The sequence below is a fragment of the Kitasatospora sp. NPDC022785 genome (genome assembly GCF_055561295.1).
On record NZ_JBVHHB010000004.1, the window covers coordinates 167,797 to 188,353 of the forward strand.

16 protein-coding genes and 1 tRNA gene are annotated in these 20,557 nt (G+C 73.6%); 5 read left to right on the plus strand and 12 right to left on the minus strand.

All coding sequences use genetic code 11. From position 1 onward, the window contains the following. Positions 1-33: 33 nt before the first annotated feature. A complete protein-coding gene (gene argS, locus ACZ3YO_RS08565; RefSeq protein WP_465566563.1) occupies positions 34-1,689 on the minus strand; it encodes an arginine--tRNA ligase in 1,656 nt (551 codons plus the stop codon). 73 nt (positions 1,690-1,762) lie between these two features. Further along, positions 1,763-2,182, minus strand: coding sequence for a response regulator (locus tag ACZ3YO_RS08570; protein ID WP_465567190.1), 420 nt, complete (start codon positions 2,180-2,182; stop codon positions 1,763-1,765). Positions 2,183-2,349: 167 nt separating this feature from the next. Here ACZ3YO_RS08570 and ACZ3YO_RS08575 point away from each other — a divergent pair. Continuing rightward, positions 2,350-2,421 (plus strand) — tRNA-Arg (locus ACZ3YO_RS08575). A gap of 112 nt (positions 2,422-2,533) precedes the next feature. On the opposite strand, the gene ACZ3YO_RS08580 is transcribed toward ACZ3YO_RS08575, so the two are convergent. From ACZ3YO_RS08580 to ACZ3YO_RS08600, 5 genes are all read right to left on the minus strand, one after another. After that, complete coding sequence (locus tag ACZ3YO_RS08580; RefSeq protein ID WP_465566565.1) at positions 2,534-3,520, minus strand: trypsin-like serine peptidase; 987 nt, start codon at positions 3,518-3,520, stop codon at positions 2,534-2,536. A gap of 127 nt (positions 3,521-3,647) precedes the next feature. Beyond that, positions 3,648-4,574 carry a carbohydrate kinase family protein gene (locus ACZ3YO_RS08585; protein WP_465566568.1) on the minus strand — a complete coding sequence of 309 codons (927 nt, stop codon included), beginning with the start codon at positions 4,572-4,574 and terminating at the stop codon, positions 3,648-3,650. Between the two features lie 80 nt (positions 4,575-4,654). After that, on the minus strand, positions 4,655-6,235 hold the full coding sequence (locus ACZ3YO_RS08590) for an MFS transporter (RefSeq protein ID WP_465566571.1): 1,581 nt from the start codon (positions 6,233-6,235) through the stop codon (positions 4,655-4,657). Positions 6,236-6,550: 315 nt separating this feature from the next. Continuing rightward, complete coding sequence (locus ACZ3YO_RS08595; RefSeq protein WP_465566575.1) at positions 6,551-8,308, minus strand: DUF885 domain-containing protein; 1,758 nt, start codon at positions 8,306-8,308, stop codon at positions 6,551-6,553. A 64-nt stretch (positions 8,309-8,372) separates the two neighbouring features. Beyond that, positions 8,373-8,822, minus strand: coding sequence for a rhomboid-like protein (locus ACZ3YO_RS08600; RefSeq protein ID WP_465566578.1), 450 nt, complete (start codon positions 8,820-8,822; stop codon positions 8,373-8,375). Positions 8,823-8,867: 45 nt separating this feature from the next. On the opposite strand from ACZ3YO_RS08600, the gene ACZ3YO_RS08605 reads away from it, so the two are divergent. Further along, positions 8,868-9,608, plus strand: coding sequence for a TetR/AcrR family transcriptional regulator (locus ACZ3YO_RS08605; RefSeq protein WP_465546414.1), 741 nt, complete (start codon positions 8,868-8,870; stop codon positions 9,606-9,608). A gap of 70 nt (positions 9,609-9,678) precedes the next feature. On the opposite strand, the gene ACZ3YO_RS08610 is transcribed toward ACZ3YO_RS08605, so the two are convergent. Continuing rightward, positions 9,679-10,530, minus strand: coding sequence for a fumarylacetoacetate hydrolase family protein (locus tag ACZ3YO_RS08610; protein ID WP_465566581.1), 852 nt, complete (start codon positions 10,528-10,530; stop codon positions 9,679-9,681). A 377-nt stretch (positions 10,531-10,907) separates the two neighbouring features. Between ACZ3YO_RS08610 and ACZ3YO_RS08615 the strand changes: the two genes are divergently transcribed. Beyond that, a complete protein-coding gene (locus ACZ3YO_RS08615) occupies positions 10,908-11,636 on the plus strand; it encodes an MBL fold metallo-hydrolase (protein WP_465566583.1) in 729 nt (242 codons plus the stop codon). On the opposite strand, the gene ACZ3YO_RS08620 is transcribed toward ACZ3YO_RS08615, so the two are convergent. The 3 genes from ACZ3YO_RS08620 to ACZ3YO_RS08630 all read right to left on the minus strand — a co-directional run bounded on the left by ACZ3YO_RS08620 (position 11,607) and on the right by ACZ3YO_RS08630 (position 14,770). Beyond that, complete coding sequence (locus ACZ3YO_RS08620) at positions 11,607-12,791, minus strand: serine/threonine-protein kinase (RefSeq protein ID WP_465566586.1); 1,185 nt, start codon at positions 12,789-12,791, stop codon at positions 11,607-11,609. The genes ACZ3YO_RS08615 and ACZ3YO_RS08620 overlap by 30 nt on opposite strands. A 127-nt stretch (positions 12,792-12,918) precedes the next feature. Next, positions 12,919-13,671, minus strand: a complete 753-nt coding sequence (locus ACZ3YO_RS08625) for an amino acid ABC transporter ATP-binding protein (protein WP_465567193.1) — start codon at positions 13,669-13,671, stop codon at positions 12,919-12,921. Between the two features lie 154 nt (positions 13,672-13,825). Next, positions 13,826-14,770: an ABC transporter substrate-binding protein gene (locus tag ACZ3YO_RS08630; RefSeq protein ID WP_465566589.1), complete on the minus strand. Its 945-nt coding sequence runs from the start codon at positions 14,768-14,770 to the stop codon at positions 13,826-13,828. Positions 14,771-15,598: 828 nt separating this feature from the next. Between ACZ3YO_RS08630 and ACZ3YO_RS08635 the strand changes: the two genes are divergently transcribed. After that, complete coding sequence (locus ACZ3YO_RS08635; protein ID WP_465566592.1) at positions 15,599-16,600, plus strand: amino acid ABC transporter permease; 1,002 nt, start codon at positions 15,599-15,601, stop codon at positions 16,598-16,600. Further along, a complete protein-coding gene (locus ACZ3YO_RS08640; RefSeq protein WP_465566595.1) occupies positions 16,597-18,519 on the plus strand; it encodes an FAD/NAD(P)-binding protein in 1,923 nt (640 codons plus the stop codon). Before ACZ3YO_RS08635 ends, ACZ3YO_RS08640 begins: the two co-directional genes overlap by 4 nt. 12 nt (positions 18,520-18,531) lie before the next feature. Here ACZ3YO_RS08640 and ACZ3YO_RS08645 read toward each other — a convergent pair whose 3' ends face one another. Further along, the gene (locus ACZ3YO_RS08645; RefSeq protein WP_465566598.1) at positions 18,532-20,436 is read right to left on the minus strand and encodes a serine/threonine-protein kinase; all 1,905 of its coding nucleotides are present in this window, start codon (positions 20,434-20,436) and stop codon (positions 18,532-18,534) included. Positions 20,437-20,557: the final 121 nt, after the last annotated feature.

Sequence of the window (20,557 nt, forward strand, 5' to 3'; positions counted from 1 at the left end):
CGCCGCCCCCGCTCTGCGCTGTGGGGGGTGGTGCTACATCCGCTCGGGCGCCGTCACGCCCAGGAGCGTGAGGCCGTTGGCGATCACCGTGCGCGTCGCGTCGGCGAGCCAGAGCCGGGCGTGCGTGAGGTCGGTGACCTCCTCGTCGCCCTTGGGCAGGATCTGGCAGTTGTCGTAGAACCGGTGGTAGTCGCGCGCGACCTCCTCCAGGTACCGCGCGACGTGGTGCGGCTCCCGCAGCTCGCCGGCCTTGGCCAGCACCCGCGGGAACTCGCCGAGCTGGCCGAGCAGGTCGGACTCCCACTCGGTGGCGAGCAGCTCCGGTTTGAAGTCCTGGGCCTTGGTGATGCCGAGCCCGGCCGCCTTGCGCTGGACGGAGCTCATCCGGGCGTGCGCGTACTGGACGTAGAAGACCGGGTTCTCGTTGGTCTGGCTGGTCAGCACGTTGATGTCGAGCGTGATGGTGGAGTCCGTCGAGGACCGCGCCAGCGTGTAGCGGGCGGCGTCCACGCCGATCCACTCGACCACGTCGTCGATCGTGATGATGTTGCCGGCCCGCTTGGACATGCGGACCTCTTCGCCGTCGCGAAGCATCTTCACGAACTGGCCGATCTTGACCTCGATGTTGCGGTCCATGTCGTCGCCCGCGCAGGCCGCGATGGCCTTGAGCCGGTTGACGTAGCCGTGGTGGTCCGCGCCCAGCATGTAGACCGAGACCTCGGAGCCGCGGTCCCGCTTGGACAGGTAGTACGCGGCGTCGGCGGCGAAGTACGTCGTCTCGCCGTCGGCCTTGATCAGGACGCGGTCCTTGTCGTCACCGAAGTCGGTGGTGCGCAGCCAGATGGCGCCGTCCTGGTCGAAGACGTGGCCCTGCTCGCGCAGCCGGTCGATGGCCTTCTCGACGGCGCCGGAGTCGTGCAGCGACTTCTCCGAGAACCAGACGTCGAAGTGGGTGCCGAACTCCTCCATCGAGCGCTGGATCTCGGCCACCATGAGCTTGAGGCCCTCGGCGCGGAAGACCTGCAGCTGCTCGTCCTCGGGCAGGTCGAGCACGCCGGGGACGCCGTCGGTGATCGCCTTGGCGATGTCGGCGATGTACTCGCCGACGTAGCCGTCGGCGGGGACGGGCTGCCCGTTGGCGGCGGCCTTCAGCGAGCCGGCGAACTTGGAGATCTGCACGCCGGCGTCGTTGAGGTAGTACTCGGTGGTGACGTCGGCGCCGGAGGCCCGCAGCACGCGCGCCAGGGAGTCGCCGACGGCGGCCCAGCGGACGCCGCCGATGTGGATCGGGCCGGTCGGGTTGGCGGAGACGAACTCCAGGTTGATCTTCAGGCCCTCGAGCGCGTCGTTCCGGCCGTACTCGGCGCCCGCCTCGACGATGGTGCGCGCCAGTGCGCCCTGGGTGGCCGTGTCGAGGGTGATGTTCAGGAAGCCCGGACCGGCGATGTCGACCTTGGCGACCCCGGGCAGCTCGCGCAGACGGGCGGCCACCAGGTCGGCCACGGCTCGCGGCGGCTTACCGGCCGGCTTCGCGAGCTGGAGGGCCACGTTGGTCGCGTAGTCGCCGTGGTCCCTGTTCTTGGGCCGCTCGATCGTCACGTGCTCGGGCACGGCGACGGCCAGCTCGCCCGCCTCGACGGCGGCGCTCACTGCGGCCTGGACTGCCTGGGAAAGCTCTGCGGGGGTCACGACGCCAAGCGTAGGCGAGACGGGGCACCCGCCCGCCACTCGGTTTACCGGTTGAGACGCCCGGCCGCCGTGCTCAGCCCCGATCGATCCCGTCTGTTCGCTGAGGGCGAAATCCTTCCGCGTCGCCGCCCACTGTCATCAGACGCCACACCAGCGCGACCAGATCTGCCGGGTCGAAGGGCTTCCCGAGGTACCCGTCCACGCCGACCGCCTCGCCGAGATCCAGATCGGCCGGCGTGCAGGCACTCACGATCGCGATCGGCAGCCCGCTCGTCCCCGGCGCCGCCCGCAACCGGGCCGCCGTCCGCAGCCCGTCCAGCCGCGGCATCACCACATCCAGCGTCACGACGTCCGGCTTCACCCGGCGGACCACCTCCAGGCACTCGGCGCCGTCGGCGGCGGTCACCACCTCGAAGCCCTCCAGCTCGAGGTTGACCCTGATCAGCTGGCGGATCACCTCGCTGTCGTCCACCACGAGGACCCGCCCGGACACTCCCGACACCTCACCGAGGGTATCGGCGGCCCCGCCGCCCCGTCCGGCCTTTCCGGACTTCCGCTCCCCCGCCCCGGACCCCCGCTCCGGAAACCCGTGCACGGACCACGCCCCGGGCCTGGTAATGTTCTCCACGTCGGAGCGAACGCGACGACAACACCAAGCAGGCCCCCGTAGCTCAGGGGATAGAGCACCGCCCTCCGGAGGCGGGTGCGCAGGTTCGAATCCTGCCGGGGGCACTTCGCAAGAAGTGCAACACAGGCCCAGATCAGTGGAGTTCATCCACGGATCTGGGCCTTTGTCATTCCTGCGGGCGAGTTGAGGGAGCGTCCGCCCACCGGGCGGGGCGGCTCAGCCGGCCTCGGCGACCGCCTCGCCGTAGAGGGCCGCGATGGTGTGGTCGAAGTAGGCGCTGTAGGAGGTGTCGGAGGTGTCGCCGCCCTGCTGGTAGCCGCCGATCACGCCGATGACGTGGCCGGTGGAGGTGCTGATCCAGGGGCCGCCGCTGGTGCCGCCGGGGTAGTCGGGGCAGTCGATGACGCGCTGGTAGCTGCTCCGGCGGCCGGTGGTGTTGGTGCAGAGCAGGGGCGTCTCGGAGCCGCCGGCGTAGCCGTAGAGGCGGACGGTGGCGTCGAAGGGTTCGTCGGCGCCGAGTGGGTTGGCGCCGACCACGTCCTCGATCCGGCGGCCGCCGGCGGCGGCGGTCTCCAGGATGGCGAAGTCCTCGTCCTGGTCGCCGTTGCGGGACCAGCCGGTGGTGGTGTGGATGGCGGTGACCCGCCAGGTGCCGTACGGGGCGGTGCCGTTGCGGTAGCCGGGGGCGAAGGTGACACCGGCGGTGCTGTTCAGGCAGTGGGCGGCGGTGAGCAGCAGGTTGCCGGTGGGGCTGTGCAGGACGCTGGCGGTGCAGAAGTGGTCGCCGGCCGCGACCTCGCCGCTGAACAGGGCGCCCACGGTGGCCGATTCGGAGGTGGCCGGTGCGCGGGCGGCCGGGGCCTCGGCGGTGGTTCCGAGGGAGACCGTGGGGGCGTCGGTCGTCGTCGGGGTGTCGGTCGCCGTCGGGGCGGGGGCGGCCTGGACCTCCCGGGGGTCCGGCGACGCGGTGTCCGCCGGCGTGGCCGACGGTGCGGCCGGCGCGGTGATGTCCTGGGTGGCCGACGGGGTCGGGCCCGCCGGGGAGACCACCATCGCCGACGGGCCGCCCGCCGCCGTCGCCTCCGAGGTCAGGTCGTGCGTGCCCGCGACCACCGCGGCGAGGGTGAGCGCGGCGAGCACGCTCAGGAGGGTGGGGGTCAGGAGGCGGCGGCGTCGGGGCGCGCGGCGGCGGTGCTGGCCCATACCTGGTCTGCTCCTGCCCTGGGTGTCGGTGCGAAGACGGTCCGACTATGGCGGAAGGAGCTGGGAGGGTCGTTATGCCCGGCTGGGAGACCGATGAGAAAACCGCGCCGGGGGCGACGGGGCCCGGTCAGCCGGCCAGGGCGCGCGCCAGGCCGTCGGCGAGACCGTCCGCGGTGATGAACGCGGTGTGCGTCCCGGCGGTGGTGCAGGCGAACGCGCCGGCCACCGAGCCGGCGCGGGCGCACTCCGGCAGCGGGCGGCCGCGGAGCCAGCCGTGCAGGAAGCCGGTCACGAACGCGTCACCTGCGCCGTTGGTGTCGACGACCGGGCGGCCCGGGTCGACGGCGGGCAGGTGCAGCGGCGGGGTGTCGCGGGTGAGCAGGTGGCAGCCCTCGGCGCCGGCGGTGGCGATCACCGCGGTGGCCCGGCCCTCGGCGAGGATCGTCCGCATCAGCTCCTCGTGGCGGCCCCGGCAGCCGGCCACCGAGAGGAAGACCAGGTCGGAGTTGAGGGCGTAGTCGCGGTGGTGCGGGTTGACGCCGTCCCAGTCGTGCAGGTCGGTGGAGGTGGTGCGGCCGAGCCGGTGGAGGTCCGGGTACATGTCGCGGTTGGGGCCGGTGATGGAGAGGTGCACGTGCCGGCTGCGCTCGACGTACGGCAGGTAGACCTCGCGCGGGAGGCGGAGGTCGGCGGGGTGGCGGCCGTCGTAGAAGGAGAAGCGGCGGCCGGCCGCGTCGACCAGGTTGACCGCGCGCGGGGTGCCGTGCGGCGAGACCAGGTGGGCGAACGGGAGACCCTGGCGGGCGTACTCGGCGAGGATCAACCCGGCCTGCGGGTCGTCGCCGAGGTGGTCGAGGAAGGCGGTGCGCAGGCCGAGGTGGTGGGCGCCGAGGGCGACGCCGTTGCCGGTGTGGGCGACGTAGTCGCGGACCGGCGGCACGTACTGCGAGTCGCCGTCGGGCACTTCGAGCCGGTCGACCCGGACGATGGTGTCGACTCCGGCACCGCCGACCACCAGCAGGTCATGGGCGAACGAGGACTCGGACTCCGACACGACGGCGCCTCCTTGATCCCTGGGGTCGACCAGGAGTCAAGCAGGCGCCGGAGGTTGACTGCAAGACCTTGCGGCAAGTTTCAGGATGCCCGTTGTCTGTCGCTCGGCGTCACCGCCCCCGCCTTGGCACTCACGTCCGCGGCGCCCCCGGCGCCGGCCTCGGCGACGGCCACGGCCTCCCCGGGTTCGAGTCCGGCCGCCTCACCGGGCGCCGGACGGTGGGTGATCATCAGGAAGGCGACCAGCGCGGAGACGATCAGGATCCCCATCGCCACCCAGGTCGCGGTCACGTAGCCGTGCACCGCACCTTGCGCCTGCACCGCCGGGTCGGCCGCGACCCGGGTGGCGAGGTACGACGCGGTGGCGCTGGCCGCGATGGTGTTCAGCAGCGCCGTGCCGAAGGAGCCGCCCACCTGCTGGGCCGAGTTGATGGTGGCCGAGGCCGCGCCGGCCTCGTTCGGGGCGACGCCGAGGGTGGCCAGGCTCATCGACGGCATGAAGACCAGGCCCATGCCGAAGCCGAGCAGCAGCTCCGCGGGCAGCACCATGGCGGCCCACGGGCTGTCCACCTTCATCTGGGTCAGCCAGGCCATGCCCGCCGCGGCGAGCAGCAGACCGGGGGCGATCAGGTTGCGGGACGGCACCCTGGTCATCAGCCGGGCCGCGATGCCGGTCGAGCTGATGACGATGGCGGCGGTCATCGGCAGGAAGGAGACACCGGAGACCACCGGCGAGAAGTGCTTGATCACCTGGAGGTAGTAGGTGAGGAACAGGAACAGGCCGAACATGCCGACCATGGCCAGGCCCACCGAGAGCGCGCCACCGCCGCGGTTGCGTTCGCCGACGATGTGAAGCGGGAGCAGCGGGTGCCGGGTGTTCTTCTCGACCAGCACGAAGAGCGCGAGCAGCAGGACGCCGAGCCCCAGCGAGCCCAGCACCAGCCAGTCGCCCCAGCCCCGGGTCACGGCCTCGGAGGTGCCGAAGACGATGGCGAGCAGGCCGCCGCAGCCGAGCAGCGCACCGGGCAGGTCGAGTCTGACCCGGCGCCCCTTGGCGATGTGGTCACGGGTGAGCACGTAGTAGGCCGCGACGGCCGTGGCGATGGCGATCGGGGTGTTGACGAACAGGCACCAGCGCCAGTTCAGGTACTCGGTCAGCAGACCGCCCGCGATGAACCCGATCGCGGCACCGCCGCCGGCGATCGCGCCGAAGATGCCGAAGGCCGTGCTGCGTTCCTTGGGGTTGGTGAAGGTCGTGGACAGCAGCCCCAGCGCCGAGGGCGCGAGGATCGCGCCGAAGGCGCCCTGCAGGGCGCGGGCCCCGAAGAGCATGGCTGGTCCGACCGCCGCGCCGCCGATCGCCGAGGCGAGGGCGAAGCCGAGCAGGCCGATGGTGAAGACGCGCTTGCGGCCGAAGAGGTCGCCCAGCCGGCCGCCGAGGAGCAGCAGGCCGCCGAAGGCCAGCGTGTAGGCGGTGATCACCCACTGCCGGTTGGCGTCGGAGATGCCGAGGTCCTTCTGGGCCGACGGCAACGCGATGTTCACGATCGTGATGTCGAGGACGATCATCAGCTGGGCGATGGCGATGACCGCCAGGGCCCACCAGCGGCGGCTGTCCGCCGCCCCATGAGCTTCATGACCGGTGGCAGTTTGAGCAGACACTGGTTGAGCCTTCCGGAGGGGATCGGAGAGGTCACGCAGTCGCCTTCAAGCCAAACTCGCGGGGCGCCGAATCGCAAGGAAAAACCTCACCAAATACGGCGATTCAGGACCAAAGAACCAGGGTCCCGGGACCAGGGGACGAGGCCCCGGAGCACCGGACTGGCCCGGGTGCGGCGCGCCGGACGGGGACGCACGCGGGCGCCGGGGCAGCGCCGGACGGGGACGAACGCGGGCCCCGGGCAGCGCCGGACGAGGACGCACGCGGGCCCCGGGCGTCCATGACACCCGGGGCCCGGCGAAGTACCGCGACGGGGCTCAGAGCGCGGCCAGCTCCGCGACCAGGTCGTCCAGGCCGAGCGAACCCTGCGACAGCGCCGCCATGTGCCAGGCCTTGAGGTCGAACTCCTCGCCCCGCGCCTCGTGCGCCGCCCGCGCGGCCGCCCGGCCGCGCAGCCAGGCGCGCTCGCCCAGCTTGTAGCCGATCGCCTGCCCAGGCATGCCCAGGTAGCGGACCAGCTCGCTGTCCAGGAAGTCCGCCGAGAGCCCGCAGTACAGGCCGAAGAACTCCCGGGCGGCGTCCGGCAGCACCGGCTCTCCGGGCTTGTACGGGGAGTCCGCGGGGAAGTCCAGGCCGACGTGCATGCCGATGTCGACGATCACCCGCAGCGCCCGCATCATCTGGGCGTTGAGGTAGCCGAGCCGGTGGCCGGGGTCGGTGAGGTAGCCCAGCTCGTCCATCAGGCGCTCGGCGTACAGCGCCCAGCCCTCCAGGTTGGCGCTGACCCCGCCGAGGCTGACCTGGTAGGTGGAGAGCCGGTCGGCGACGTAGTTCCACTGCGCGAGCTGGAGGTGGTGGCCCGGGACGCCCTCGTGGTACCAGGTGGAGACGAGGTCCCAGACCGGGAAGCTGTCCCGGCCGATGGTCGGCAGCCAGGTCCGCCCGGGCCGGGTGAAGTCCAGCGAGGGCGCGGTGTAGTACGGCGCGGCGGCGCCGCCGGCCGGAGCGATCATCGACTCGACCCGGGTGACCGGCTCCGCCAGGTCGAAGTGGGTGCCCTGGAGGTCGTTGATCGCCTGGTCCATCAGGCCCTGGAGGTACTCGCGGGCGGACTCCGCGCCCTGGATGGCGGGGCCGTCGCTCTCCAGCCACTTCATCGCCGCCATCGGGCTGGCGCCGGGGAGCACCTTCTCGGCCTCGGCCTTCATCTGGGCGTGGAGGTCGTGGAACTCCTCCCAGGCCCAGGCGTACGCCTCGTCGAGGTCGAGGTCGGCGCCGGTCCAGTAGCGGACCCAGCGGCCGTAGCGCTCGCGCCCGGTGGTGTCGGGGGCGTCGGCGGCGGCCGGGCCGTAGACGTCGCGCATCCAGTCGCGCAGCTCGGCCAGCGCTTCGGCGGCGGCGACGGCGTGCTCGGCGAGGCCCGCACGCAGTCCCTCGGGGGCGTCCTTGACGAACTCGCCGAACCACCCCGCGCGTCGCCCGCCGTCACCGTTGTCCGGGCCGCTGCGCGGTGCGCCCGCCTCCTGGCTCCCCGCGTCCAGCCACTCCCCCAGCTGCTCGACCACGGTGGTCACCTGGCGGGGGCCGGAGAGCAGGCCGCGCCGAATGCCCTCGGCGAGGGTCTCGCGGTACTGCAGCAGTGCGGCGGGCACCCGGGCCATCCGGCGGCCGACGACCTCCCACTGCTGCTCGGTCCCGGTGGGCATCAGGGTGAAGACGTCACGGACGTTGTGCACCGGCGAGCCCAGGTTGCGGACCGCGCGGAAGCTCTCGCCCGCGGTGTGGACGGCGAGTTCGGCGGTGAGCCGCTCGCGGAGCAGCCGGGCGCACCGGCGCTCGGCCTCGTCCTCGGCGGCCCCGGCCTCCTCCGCCTCGGTGAGCCGCGCGAGGGTCTGCCGGGCCAGCTCGGCGACCGCCTCGACGCCGGCCGGGGAGAGGTCGGGGAGGCGGTCGTCCTCGGGGTTGAGCCCCAGATACACCGCGGTCAGCGGGTCCAGCAGAGCGAGCGCCTGGACGTAGGCGTCGGCGACACGGCGCGGGGTGGTGCCGTCGGAGCTGATCAGTTCTTCAACCATTCGGACATCATTTCGTGGCAGGGGCCGTTTGCAAGCCCCTATCCCATGGCATGGGCCTGCCAGTTCAGGCGCCGGCCCGCCGCTCCCGCCACCCCCGGAGCACCACGCCCGGGTCCCAGGTGGGCCGTCCGCGCGCGAAGCGGGAGAAGCAGAGGCCGATCAGGACGGCGCAGAAGTGTCCGAGGTCCGCGAAGGTGTGCGAGGTGACCAGCGGCACCAGGTAGAAGACCAGCACCCCGCCGCCGTACAGCCACCGCCAGCGCCCGGCGAAGCGGTAGGCGAGCACGGCGACGACGCCCGCCAGCGCGTACGAGACGCCGACGTCCACGGTGCCCGCGAGGTCCTCGTGCAGCCGGCCCTTCGCGATGCCCCGGGCGACCACGCCCTCGCTGACGAAGGTGGCCAGCACATGGGCGGTGGCGGCGACGCCTCCATCCTGGGCGAGGCGCCCTCGTTCCGCCCGCCCGCGGGAACGGGCAGGCAGCGGCGCGGACACCCGTTCGAGAAGTACCACGCAGGCCAGGAGCCGAACGCCCTGACGCCCATTACGCTGACCGCCATGGACGCCAGCTCAGCCCCCGCCCCCGCCACCCCCGAGGCACGCCCGCGACGCACCGGGTACCGGCGGCTGCCGGTGCAGCAGCGGCGGGAGCAGCTGATCGCGGTGGCGCTGGAGCTGTTCGCCGCCAGGGCGCCCGAGGACGTGGGCCTGGACGACGTGGCGGAGGCCGCGGGGGCGTCACGGCCGCTGGTGTACCGGTACTTCGCGGGTGGCAAGCAGCAGCTCTACGAGGCCGCGCTGCGCACCGCGGCCGAGGAGCTGACCAGCCGGTTCACGGTGCCGCTGACCGGCACCCCGACCGCGCAGCTGGCGGCCGTGCTGGACAGCTACTTCGCCTTCGTGGCCGAGCACGACGCGGGGTACGCCGCATTGCTGCGCGGCGGTTCGGTGGTGGAGACGGCGGGCACGTCGGCGATCGTCGACGAGGTCCGGCGGGCGGCGCTCAAGCGGACGCTGCGCCACCTGGGCGTCCGGGAGGCGGGGCCGCGGCTGACGCTGCTGGTCCGCTCGTGGATCGCGGTGGTCGAGGGTGCCTCGCTGACCTGGCTGGACGAGGGCCGGGCGGTGCCGGTGGCCGAGGTGCGGGACTGGCTGGTGGACCAGTTCGTGGCGATGGCGGCGGCGACGGCGCTGGGTGACCGGCAGACGGCGGACGTGCTGGCGGGGCTGCTGGCGCTGGAGGGCCCGGACGACACCCGGGTGGAGCGGCTGCGCGAACTGCTCGCGCGGCGGCCGTAGCGGCGCACCGCACCCGGCTCGCGGCAACCCCGACCCCCGTGCCCGGGGCAAGGGTCGCCAGTGGCGGGCGTTACGCCTTGCCGAACACCTGCCGCTGCCGGCCGAGCCCGTCGATCTCGATCTCGACGATGTCCCCGGGGATCAGGAACGGGGTGCCCGGGTGGCCCAGGGTGACGCCGGCCGGGGTGCCGGTGACGATCACGTCGCCCGGCTCCAGCACCATGAACTGGCTTGCGTACCGGACGATCTCCAGGACCGGGAAGACCATCTGCGAGGTGGAGCCGTCCTGCCGCAGGCCGCCGTTGACCCAGAGGCGCAGCGGCAGCCGCTGCGGGTCCGCCACCTCGTCGGCGGTGACCAGCCAGGGCCCGAGCGGGGTGAAGGTCTCCGCCGACTTGCCCTTGTCCCACTGGCCGCCGCGCTCGAACTGGAAGGCGCGCTCGGTGACGTCGTTGGCGATGGTGTACCCGGCGATGACCTGCGCGGCCTCCGCGTGGTCCGCCAGGTACCGGCCGGTCCGGCCGATCACGATGGCCAGCTCGGCCTCGTAGTCGGTCTTGTCGCCGCCGCGCGGCACCAGCACCTCGTCGTACGGGCCGACCACGGTGGAGCTGGGCTTGAGGAAGATCACCGGCTCGTCCGGGATCGGCGCCCCGGCCTCGGCCGCGTGGTCGCGGTAGTTGAGCCCGATCCCGACCACCTTGCCCGGCCGGGCGACCGGCGCGCCCACCCGCTGCCCGGCGAGGTCGGTCTCCGGCAGCAGGCCGGCGGCCACGTCGCGGGCCAGCGCGTCCGGGTCGAGCCCGGCGAGGAACGCGCCGTCGATGTCCGGGGCGCGCCCGGAGAGGTCGTACGCGGTGCCGTCCTGGCCCAGCACGACCGGACGCTCGGCGCCCGGAGGTCCGACACGGAGGAGCTTCATATGAGCGTCACCACCAGTTTCTTCGCAGCTGGCCGGGGCGGCCGCACACCGCTCCCGGACTCTTGCATGCGAGGTATATCAATGCCTCCCACCTGCGAACCAGACCGTCTCGATGGGCGAGTTCCTATCAATTCGCACAAGCCGTGCCGGTGCCGAATCAGGTGCCCGTACGGTTGACAGCCTTCCGGGCCGGCCGGCCGGCCGGCCGTGGCGGGCCGGGCGAGGGCCCCGGGAGTGCCCGGGAGGGCTGCAGGCGGGCTGCGGGAGGGCAGCGGGCCTGCGAGAGCGCTGCGGGAGAGCTCCGCCATGGGCGAACGGCGCCATGCCCAGGGCGAACAGGCGCACGGACGGCCGGGCGGGCGCACAGGATCGCGGGCATGGAGCTGATACGGGTACGCCCCGAGTTGTACATGATCACACTGGACTTCGGCACCGCCTACCTCTGGCGGGACGAGAACGGGGGCGGGGACGAGAACGGGGGCGGGGAGGCCCTCACCCTGGTCGACACCGGGATCGCCGGGTCGGCCGACGCCGTCGAGGCGGCGATCCTCCGGGCCGGGTCGGACCCGGCGGCGCTGCGCAGGATCGTGCTGACCCACCACCACGAGGACCACACCGGCTCGGCCGCCGAGCTGGCGGAGCGCTGGGGCGCCGAGGTGGTGGCGCACCGGCTGGAGGCCCCGGTGATCCGCGGCGAGCGGGAGCCGGTGCCGCCGGTGCTGAGCCCGTTCGAGCAGGAGCTGTGGGCCGGCCTGCCGCCGCTGCCCCCGGCCCCGCCATGCCCGGTCGACCGCGAGGTCGAGGACGGCGAGGTGCTCGGCTTCGGCGGGGGCGCGGTGGTGGTGCACGTGCCGGGGCACACCGACGGCAGCATCGCCCTGCACCTGCCCGGGCCCGGCGTGCTGTTCACGGGGGACGCGGTGGCCAACGTCGGCGGGCGGACCATGCTCGGCGTCTTCAACTCCGATCCGGTGCGGGCCGCCGACGCCCTGCGCCGGCTGGCCGCGCTGCCGGTGGGGACGGCGGTCTTCGGGCACGGCGACCCGGTCACCGACGGAGCCTCGGCGGCGCTGCGGTCAGCCGTCGAGCAGCTGCCGCAGGGATAGCGGCCGGTCCGGGCCCGGACCGCCGCGCTCGCACGCGCGCCGCCAGCGGTCCAGGTCGCGCAGCACGTCGGCGCGGGCGTCCGGCTCCCCGAGGGCCCCGGACAGCTCGGTCAGCAGCGCGACGGCGGCCCCCGGGCTGCCGTCGCGGGCCAGCCAGAGGGCCAGGTCGTGGCAGGTGCGCAGGGTGCGGACGTCGTCGTGGCCGCAGACCCGGGCGAGCTGCGGGATCAGCGGGGCGAGGATCCGGACGGCCTCCCCCGGCCGGCCCTCCGCCCCGTGCTGCCAGGCCTGGTCGGCCCGCCTGCGCAGCACCTCGGCGCTGGGCTCCTCCGGGCCGAGCCGGATCTCGCGCAGCCGGCGGCGGACCTCGGCGGCGTCGGCGGGCCGGTCGGCCGGGTCCTTGGCGAGCAGTTGGCGGACCAGCACGGCAAGCGCCGGATCGGGGGTGTGGACGGGCAGCGGCGGGTCGTTCAGGTGCTGGTACATCATGGTGACCGGCGAACCGGCGTTGAACGGCCTTTGCCCGGTGCAGAGTTGGAAGAGCACCACGCCGAGCGCATAGAGGTCGGCCCGGCCGTCGATGGGCGCGCCGGACCAGCACTCGGGCGCCAGGTAGGGCGGGGTGCCGATGACCACGCCGGTGGAGGTGAGCCCGCCGCCGGACTGGGTCAGCAGCCGGGCGATCCCGAAGTCCAGCACCTTGGCCTCGCCGCTGTCGGCGATCATGATGTTCTCGGGCTTGATGTCCCGGTGCACCACGCCCGAGCGGTGGGCGGCGTCCAGCCCCTTGCAGACCTGCCGGACCCACTTCAGCGACAGCGCGAGGTCGGGGGCGCCCTCCCTGAGGACCGCGGAGAGCGGCCGGCCGTTCACCAGCTCCATGACCAGGTAGTGGGTGGAGAGGGCGCCCCGCTGCACCCGGCCGTAGTCGTACAGGGTGACGATGTGCGGATTGGAGAGGCTGCCCGCGGTCCTGGCCTCCCGGATGAAGCGCTCGACGGCCTCCTCGTCGCTCGCCTTCTCTTCGGAGAGGACCTTGACCGCGACCGGCCGTCCGATGTTGCTGTCGTACGCCGTCCAGACCACCCCGAAGCCGCCCGCGCCGAGCTTGCGGTCCAACCGGTAGCGGCCGTCCAGCACCTCCCCAGCCCTCATGTCTCCCCCAACCCCCCAAGTCCACCGGATTCGAACGGTGTTCACCGTGACCGGGGCCACGATAGCGGTGGGGGAGAACAGGAGGGTGAACGGACTGCGGCCCGGCCCGGGCGGCCCCCGGGAACGGTCAGAGGACCTTGGCCAGGAAGGCCCGGGTGCGCTCGTGCCGTGGGTCGTCCAGGACGGCCTTCGGCGGGCCCTGCTCGACCACCACGCCGCCGTCCATGAAGACGACGGCGTCGGCGACCTCGCGGGCGAAGCCGATCTCGTGGGTGACCACGATCATGGTGGTGCCAGCCCGGGCGAGGTCCTTGATGACGTCCAGCACCTCGCCGACCAGCTCGGGATCGAGCGCCGAGGTGGGCTCGTCGAAGAGCAGCACCTTCGGCTCCAGCGCCAGCGCCCGGGCGATCCCCACCCGCTGCTGCTGGCCGCCGGACAACCGGCGGGGGTAGGCGTCCGCCTTGTCGGCCAGGCCGACCCGCTCCAGCAGCTCCAGCGCCGCCGCCCGGGCCTCGGCCCGGGGCCGGCGCAGCGCACCGACCGGCGCCTCGATGACGTTCTCCACCACGGTGAGGTGCGGGAACAGGTTGAAGTTCTGGAAGACGAAGCCGATGTCGGTGCGCTGGCGCAGGACTTCGCGCTCCTTGAGCTCGTGCAGCCGGCCGCCGGAGCGCCGGTAGCCGATCAGCTCGCCGTCGATCGCGACGAAGCCCCGGTCCGGCTTCTCCAGGTGGTTGACCGAGCGCAGCAGGGTGGACTTGCCGGAGCCGGACGGGCCGAGCACCACCGTCACCGAGCCGGCCGCCGCGTCGAGGTCGACCCCGCGCAGCACGGCGAGCCGCCCGAAGCTCTTGTACAGGCCCCTGACCTGCACCATGGGTGCTGCGGCGGCGGCGGTGGTGGCGGTCACGGGGTGTCCTCCGGTGGCGGGGGCGGCGGGGGGTGATGGTCGCGGCGATGGGTCGCGGTGAAGGTCATGGTGGTGGTCATGGTGGTGGGACGCCTCCAGGGCCCGGGCCCGGACAGAGGGGTCACGCGTGCTCGGGCGGGCTGATCAGGGACTCCTTGATCGCCGAGTCGGCGACTCCCCACTTCTGGAGGATCCTGTCGTACGTCCCGTCCTTGATCAGCTGGTTGACCGCCGCCTGGAACGCGGGGGTGAGCGGCGAGCCCTTCCTGAACGCGAACCCGACGTCCAGCCGGTGGAACTCACCGAGGAACCTCGTCCCGGACGCCTCCTGGGAGGCCTGGTAGCGCAGGCCGTTGATGGTGGACATGGTGATGTCCACCCGGCCCTGCTGGAGGCCGGTGAGGACGGCGCCGCTGTCACTGAACGCCTTCACCTCGTACGGCTTGCGCCCGGCGTCGGTGCAGACGTTCTTCCTGGCGTTGAGGGTGGTCTCGAACGTGGTGCCGGCGCCGGTGCCGATGGTCAGCCCGCAGAGCTGCGACAGATCGGTCACCGGCTGGATCGTGGTGTTGTCCTTCTTCACCGCGAAGCCCTGGCCGTCGTCGATGTAGGTGACGAAGTCGATGGTCTTCAGCCGGGCCGTGGTGACGCCGAAGTTGCCGGTGCCGACGTCGTACTTGCCGCTGCCGAGCGCGGGCAGGATGGTCTCGAAGGCGGCCTCCTCGCGCTGCACGGTCAGGCCCAGCACCTTGGCCACCGCGTCGGTGAAGTCGATGTCCACTCCGGCCGGCTTCCTGGTGGCCTGGTCGGCGTAGAAGGCGCTCGGCGGGTAGCCGAACGACGAGCCGAACCTCACCGTGCCGGACGTGCGGACGTCCTCGGGCAGCAGCGCGGCGGCGGCGTCCGACTTGGCGATGCCGGAGACGAGGTCCTGCCCGGCGGCGGTTGCCAACGGGCCCGCGGCGCCCGGCCGGGCGGTCTTCGGGTCCGAGCCGCAGGCGGCCACCGCGAGGAGCGGCAGCAGGGCGGTGACCGCGAGCAGGCGGCGGACGGTGGTGGCTCTCACGGGTCGGTGCCTTTCGGGGGTGGGTGTCAGGAGCCTTTGGCCGGACGGCGGTCGGCGGCCTGCGGGCGCTTGGCGGGCTTCGGATACCCGGCGGCCCGCGGGTGGGCCGGGGCCCGCCCCCGGTTTCGGGCGGAGGCCCCCGCCCGGCCGGAGTCCGGGCACGCCGGAGGAGGCCGTGACGGGACCGGGGCCGTGACGGGCCCGGGACCGCGGCGGGCGACGGGCGACGGGCGACGGGCGACGGGCGACGGGCGACGGGCGACGGGCGACGGGCGACGGGCGACGGTACGTGACGGTGGACGGGGAGACTGCCGGAGCGCAGTGGTGGGGAGGAGGGGAGGCGGCGGCAGCGTGCGCCTGATGAGCCGTCAGTCGGCGACGGCTCTCCCGGCCCGCGACGGGGCACCGAGGGAGGGCTCTCCGGGGGAGCGGCCCCGGTGCGGGGAGGCTCCTAGGAGGACAGGGCCGGCTGGACGGCCCGCTGCCGGGTCAGCCGCGACACGCCGCGGACCACACCCGACCGAAGTCGATGTGGTCGCGGGTGACCAGGGGCTGCTCGGCGTACATGGCCACCAGTTGAGCAGCCGAGCATGCATGGCGTCAACCACCCTCCATTACCGCTCTGTTGCGATCGTCTGTCGCCGTACGACCACACCGGACGGGCGACCGCCCCACCCTTGACAGGCCTCGATCGCGCATGCGTACGATCACAGCGGAGTGCAGTGCAGGGCCGGCCGCGTTGAGGGACGCGGACCGGCGAGAGGGCCGTACGTGACCGCATCCGTACCTCCCCGCCCCCGCCCGCACTCGCGCCGCCTGGAGCCCCTCATGGCCACCCCGCAGGACGTCCTCCCCGTGCCCGCCGCCCTCACGACGGCCGGCCGCAACCCCGCCCCACCGGACGCCGCCCCCGCCGACGCCGACGCCCGGCTCGTCGCCCGCCGCCGGCCCGGCCAGTGGATCTCCGCCGCCGTCGCCCTGCTGCTCTTCGCGATGGCGCTCAACTCGGTGATCCGCAACAAGGCCTTCCAGTGGGACGTGGTGGCCGACTGGTTCACCGCCGCCTCCGTCCTGAACGGCCTCACCCTCACCCTCTGGCTGACCGCCGTCACCCTCACCCTCGGCTTCGTCCTCGGCACCGTCCTCGCCACCATGCGGCTCTCCACCAACCCGGTGCTGCGCACGCTCAGCTGGATCTACGTCTGGATCTTCCGCTCCACCCCGGCGCTGGTGCAGCTGCTGCTCTTCTTCAACATCGGCGCGCTCTACCCGACCCTCGGCCTGGGCATCCCGTTCGGCCCGGAGTTCGTCACCGTCAGGACCGTCAACCTCGTCGGCCCCACCCTGACCGCCGTCATCGGCCTCACCCTGCTGGAGGCCGCGTACGCCGCCGAGGTGGTGCGCGGCGGCATCCTCTCCGTCGACCGCGGCCAGCTGGAGGCCGCCTCCGCGCTCGGGCTGGGCCGCTGGCGGGTGCTGCGCCGGATCGTCGTCCCGCAGGCGATGCGCTCGATCGTGCCGACCGCGGCCAACATGCTGATCAGCGCGCTCAAGGGCACCAGCATCGTCAGCGTGCTGGCCGTCTCCGACCTGCTCTACTCGGTCCAGCTGGTCTACCTGCAGTCGTACCAGGTCATCCCGATGCTGATGGTCGCCACCATCTGGTACATCGTGATCACCACGATCCTGTCGATCGGGCAGTACTACGTCGAACGGCACTACGCCAAGGGCGCCACCCGCGAGGGCCTGCCGCCCACCCCGCTGCAGAAGGCCCGGGCGGCCTACCGCCGGCTGCGCGCCGCCGCCGACGCCCCCGCGGTGAAGGCGTGACCAGCCTGGTGATCGTCGGCGCCGGACCGCGCGGCACCGGGCTGCTGGAGCGGATCGCCGCCAACGCGCCCGAACTCCTGCCCGGCGACCGGCCGTTGGCGATCCACCTGGTCGACCCGTACCCGCCTGGCGCGGGCCGGATCTGGCGCCACGAGCAGTCCCCCCTGCTGCGGATGAACTCGATGGCCGAGGACGTCACGATGTTCACCGACGAGCGGTCCACCATCGAGGGGCCGGTCCGCCCCGGCCCCTCGCTGGCCGAATGGGCCGCCCACAGCGAGGAGTTCGCCCCCTACCGGGAGCCGCCCGACCCGGCCGTCCGGGCGGAGCTGCGCGCCCTCGCGCCCACCGACTTCCCCACCCGCCGGGCCCAGAGCGCCTACCTGGACTGGGTGTTCCGCCGCGCCGTCGCCGACCTGCCGCCGCACGTCACCGTCACCGTGCACCGGGACACCGCCCGCCGGATCGAGGGCCCGGCCGACGGCCCGCAGCGCGTCCACCTCGGCGGCGGCGTCCTCACCGCCGACCACGTCGCCCTCACCCTCGGCCACCTCGACTCCGACCCCCACCCCCGGTACGCCGCCGACGCCGGGTTCGCCGCCCGGCACGGCCTCTTCCACCTGCCGCCCGCCTTCTCCGCCGACGCCGACCTCTCCGGCATCGCCCCCGGCGAGCAGCTCGTCCTGCGCGGATTCGGCCTCGCCTTCGTCGACCTGCTGGCGCTGCTCACCGAGGGCCGCGGCGGCCGCTTCGAGGAGACGCCCGCCGGCCTGGCCTACCGGCCGTCCGGCCGCGAGCCGGTGATCCACGTCGGATCCCGGCGCGGCGTGCCGTACCACTCCAAGACCGGCTACCGGCTCCAGGGGCCGCCCGCCCCGCTCCCCCGCTACTTCGACGCGGCCGCCGTCGACGCCGTCCTCGGACGACCCGGACCGCTCGAACTGCGCCGGGACTTCTGGCCGTTGATGGCCAAGGACATCGGCTTCGGGCACTACCACGAGCTGTTCCACGCCCACCCCGGGCGCACCACGCTGCCCTGGGAGGAGTTCCTGGCCGGCTACGACGCGTACGACTGGCACTCCCCGGGACTCGCCCGGCTGGTCGCCCTGGCCGTCCCCGACCCGGCCGACCGGCTGGACCTCGAACGGCTCGACGTCCCGCTGGCCGGCGTCGAACTCGGCTCCGAGGACGAACTCCAGCGCCACCTGCGCGACTACATCGCCGAGGACGCCGACCGCCGCGCCGACCCCGCCCACAGCGCCGACCTCGGCGCCTTCCTCGCCCTGCTCTCGCTCTTCGCCCAACTGCCCCGTGTCCTCGCCTCCGGCCGGCTCTCCGCCCGCTCGGTCGGCGAGGACCTCGACGAGTGGTTCTTCGGCTACTTCAGCCACCTCGCCTCCGGCCCGCCCGACTTCCGGCTGCGCCAACTGGTCGCGCTCTCCGAGGCCGGCGTGGTCCGCTTCCTCGGCGCCGGCATCCGGGTCGATCGGGACGAGGCCGGCGGCACCTGGCGGGCGTCCGGCACCACCGTGCCCGGGCACAGCGTCACCGCCACCGCACTGGTCGAGGCGTACCTGCCCAAGCACGCGCCGGCCCGCACCCGCGACCCGCTGCTGCGCGAACTGCACCGCGCCGGGCGGATCGTGGAGGAGGTGGTCACCGACGCCGAGCACACCCACCGGACCGGGCTGGTCACCGTCCGCCCCACCGACAGCCGCGTGCTGGATCCGGCCCTGGGTGGCGGGGCGCACCCGCGCCGCACCGCTCTCGGCCCGCACACCAGCCTCCGCGCGGCGGCGGCCTTCGCCCGGCCGCGTACCGACTCCCCCGGGTTCCGGCAGAACGACGCCGCCGCCCGCGCATTGCTGCGCGCGCTGGCCGGCGTGCCGGCGGAACCGGCGGTGAGCGGCTGCCGCTGACCGCGCGGGGCGCTACGGACCGAAGAGCTCCTCCACCAGGTCCTCGGCCGTGACGTGATCCGGAGCGGACAGGATCCAGTCCCCCACCCCCTTGATGCCCGTCCCGCGCTCCAGCGCGTTCAGGCAGGCGTTGGCCTCCTGGTCCGAGGCGAAGTCCCAGGCCAGGAGGCGTCGGACCAGCACCACGGCCTCGAGCGGACTGATCTTCATCCGCCGCGAGGCGCGGGGGCGGCGGGCCGGCTGCGCCAGCCGCTGCTGGTAGCCCGCGAGGTCGTGCCAGGCCTGGACGGTGGTCGGGTGCTGCTCGCCGAGTCCCCGGGCGAGGTCCGGCAGCAGCGTGCGCAGCTGGAGCACGGCGCCTTCCAGATCGCCCCGGTTGGCCGCGTACACCGCCAGGTCGTGCCGGGCCTTCAGGACGCGGGTGTCGTGGCCGCCCCAGATGGCGTGCATGTCCGGCAGCAGCTCGGAGAGCCGGCGGATCGCGGTGACCGTCTCACCGCTCTCGCCGATGCACCAGCTCAGGTGGTAGCGGGCGGCCAGGGTGTCCGGATCGGTCTGGCCCAGCGCGAGCCGCATGTCCTCGACCACGGTGGAGAGCAGCCGGATCGCCCCGTCGAGGTCGCCGGCCCGGCTCAGGTACCAGGTGAAGTCCCGCCAGGCGCAGAGCGTGTCCCGGTCGGTGGCGCCGAGCGCGACGACGGACTCCCGGGCCACCGCCTGGAGCTGGATGGCGGACTCCCCGGCGGTGGCCGCCCGGAAGGCCGCACTCCGGCGCTCGCGCAGCGCGGCCCGGACGGTGTCGTTCGCCGCGGCGGGCGGGGCGGTGACCGGTGGCGTGGTGAGCGGCGGCAGCACGGGCGGCACCTCGGCGCGCGGCTGCGCGACGGGCGGGGTGGGAGGCGGCGCGACGGGCGGAGCGAAAGGCAGCGCCACGGGCGGAACGGAGGCCGGCGCCACGGGCGGGACGGGAGGCGACGCTACCGGCGGAGCGGGAGGCGTCGACGGCGTCGACGGCGGGGGCGGCGCCGGACGGTCCAGCACCGTCGCGGTAGGGGCCGGGGACGCGGCCGCCCCCTCCGCCGTGCGCCGCTGTGCCAGGGCCGCGAGCCGCCGCTCCACCGACCGGGCATCGGCCGGGCGGTCCGCCGGGTCCTTGGCCAGCAGTTCGGTGACCAGCGCGGCCACCTCGCCCGGCAGCCCGAACTGCGCCGGATCCAGCGCCGGCGGCGGCTCGTTGAGGTGCTGGTACATCAGCACCGGCGTCGAGTCTCCACTGAACGGCCTTACCCCGGTGCAGAGTTCGACCAGCACGCAGCCGAACGCGTAGAGGTCCGCCCGTCCGTCCACCCGGCCGCCGGTCCAGCGCTCCGGCGCCATGTACGCCGGGCTGCCGATGACCGTCCCGGTGGTGGTCAGCCCGACCGCACCGACGTCCAGTTGGGCGATCCCGAAGTCCAGCACCTTCAGCGTGCCGGCCTCGGTGACCATGATGTTGTCGGGCTTGATGTCCCGGTGTACCATGCCGGCGTCGTGGGCGGCGGCCAGCGCGGAGCAGATCTGCCGCCCCCAGCGCAGGCTCTGCACCGGATCGGGCAGGCCGGCCCGGAGCACGGCGGTCAGGGTGCGGCCGGTGAGCAGCTCCATCACGAGGTAGGTCACCTGCCGGCCGCCGAGCTCGCCCTCCCCGAGGTCGTGGACGGTGACGATGTGCGGGTGCGAGAGGTTCCCGGCCGCGCAGGCCTCCCGGACGAACCGCAGCGCGGCCTTCTGCTGGTCCTCTCCGTGGTGGCCGATGACCTTGACCGCCACCTGCCGCCGCATCCGGGTGTCGAAGGCCCGCCACACCACGCCGAAGCCGCCCTGGCCGAGCCGTTCCAGCAGCTCGTACCGGCCGTCGAGGACATCCCCGACCGTCACCCGCCCCACCCCCACCTCTCGAAGCCGTCACACTCTACCGACGCCGCCGGGCCCGCCCGGGGGCCCTGCCCCCGCCCCGCTCCAGGTGGAAGGATGGGGGCAGGCGGCCGCAACGACGCGG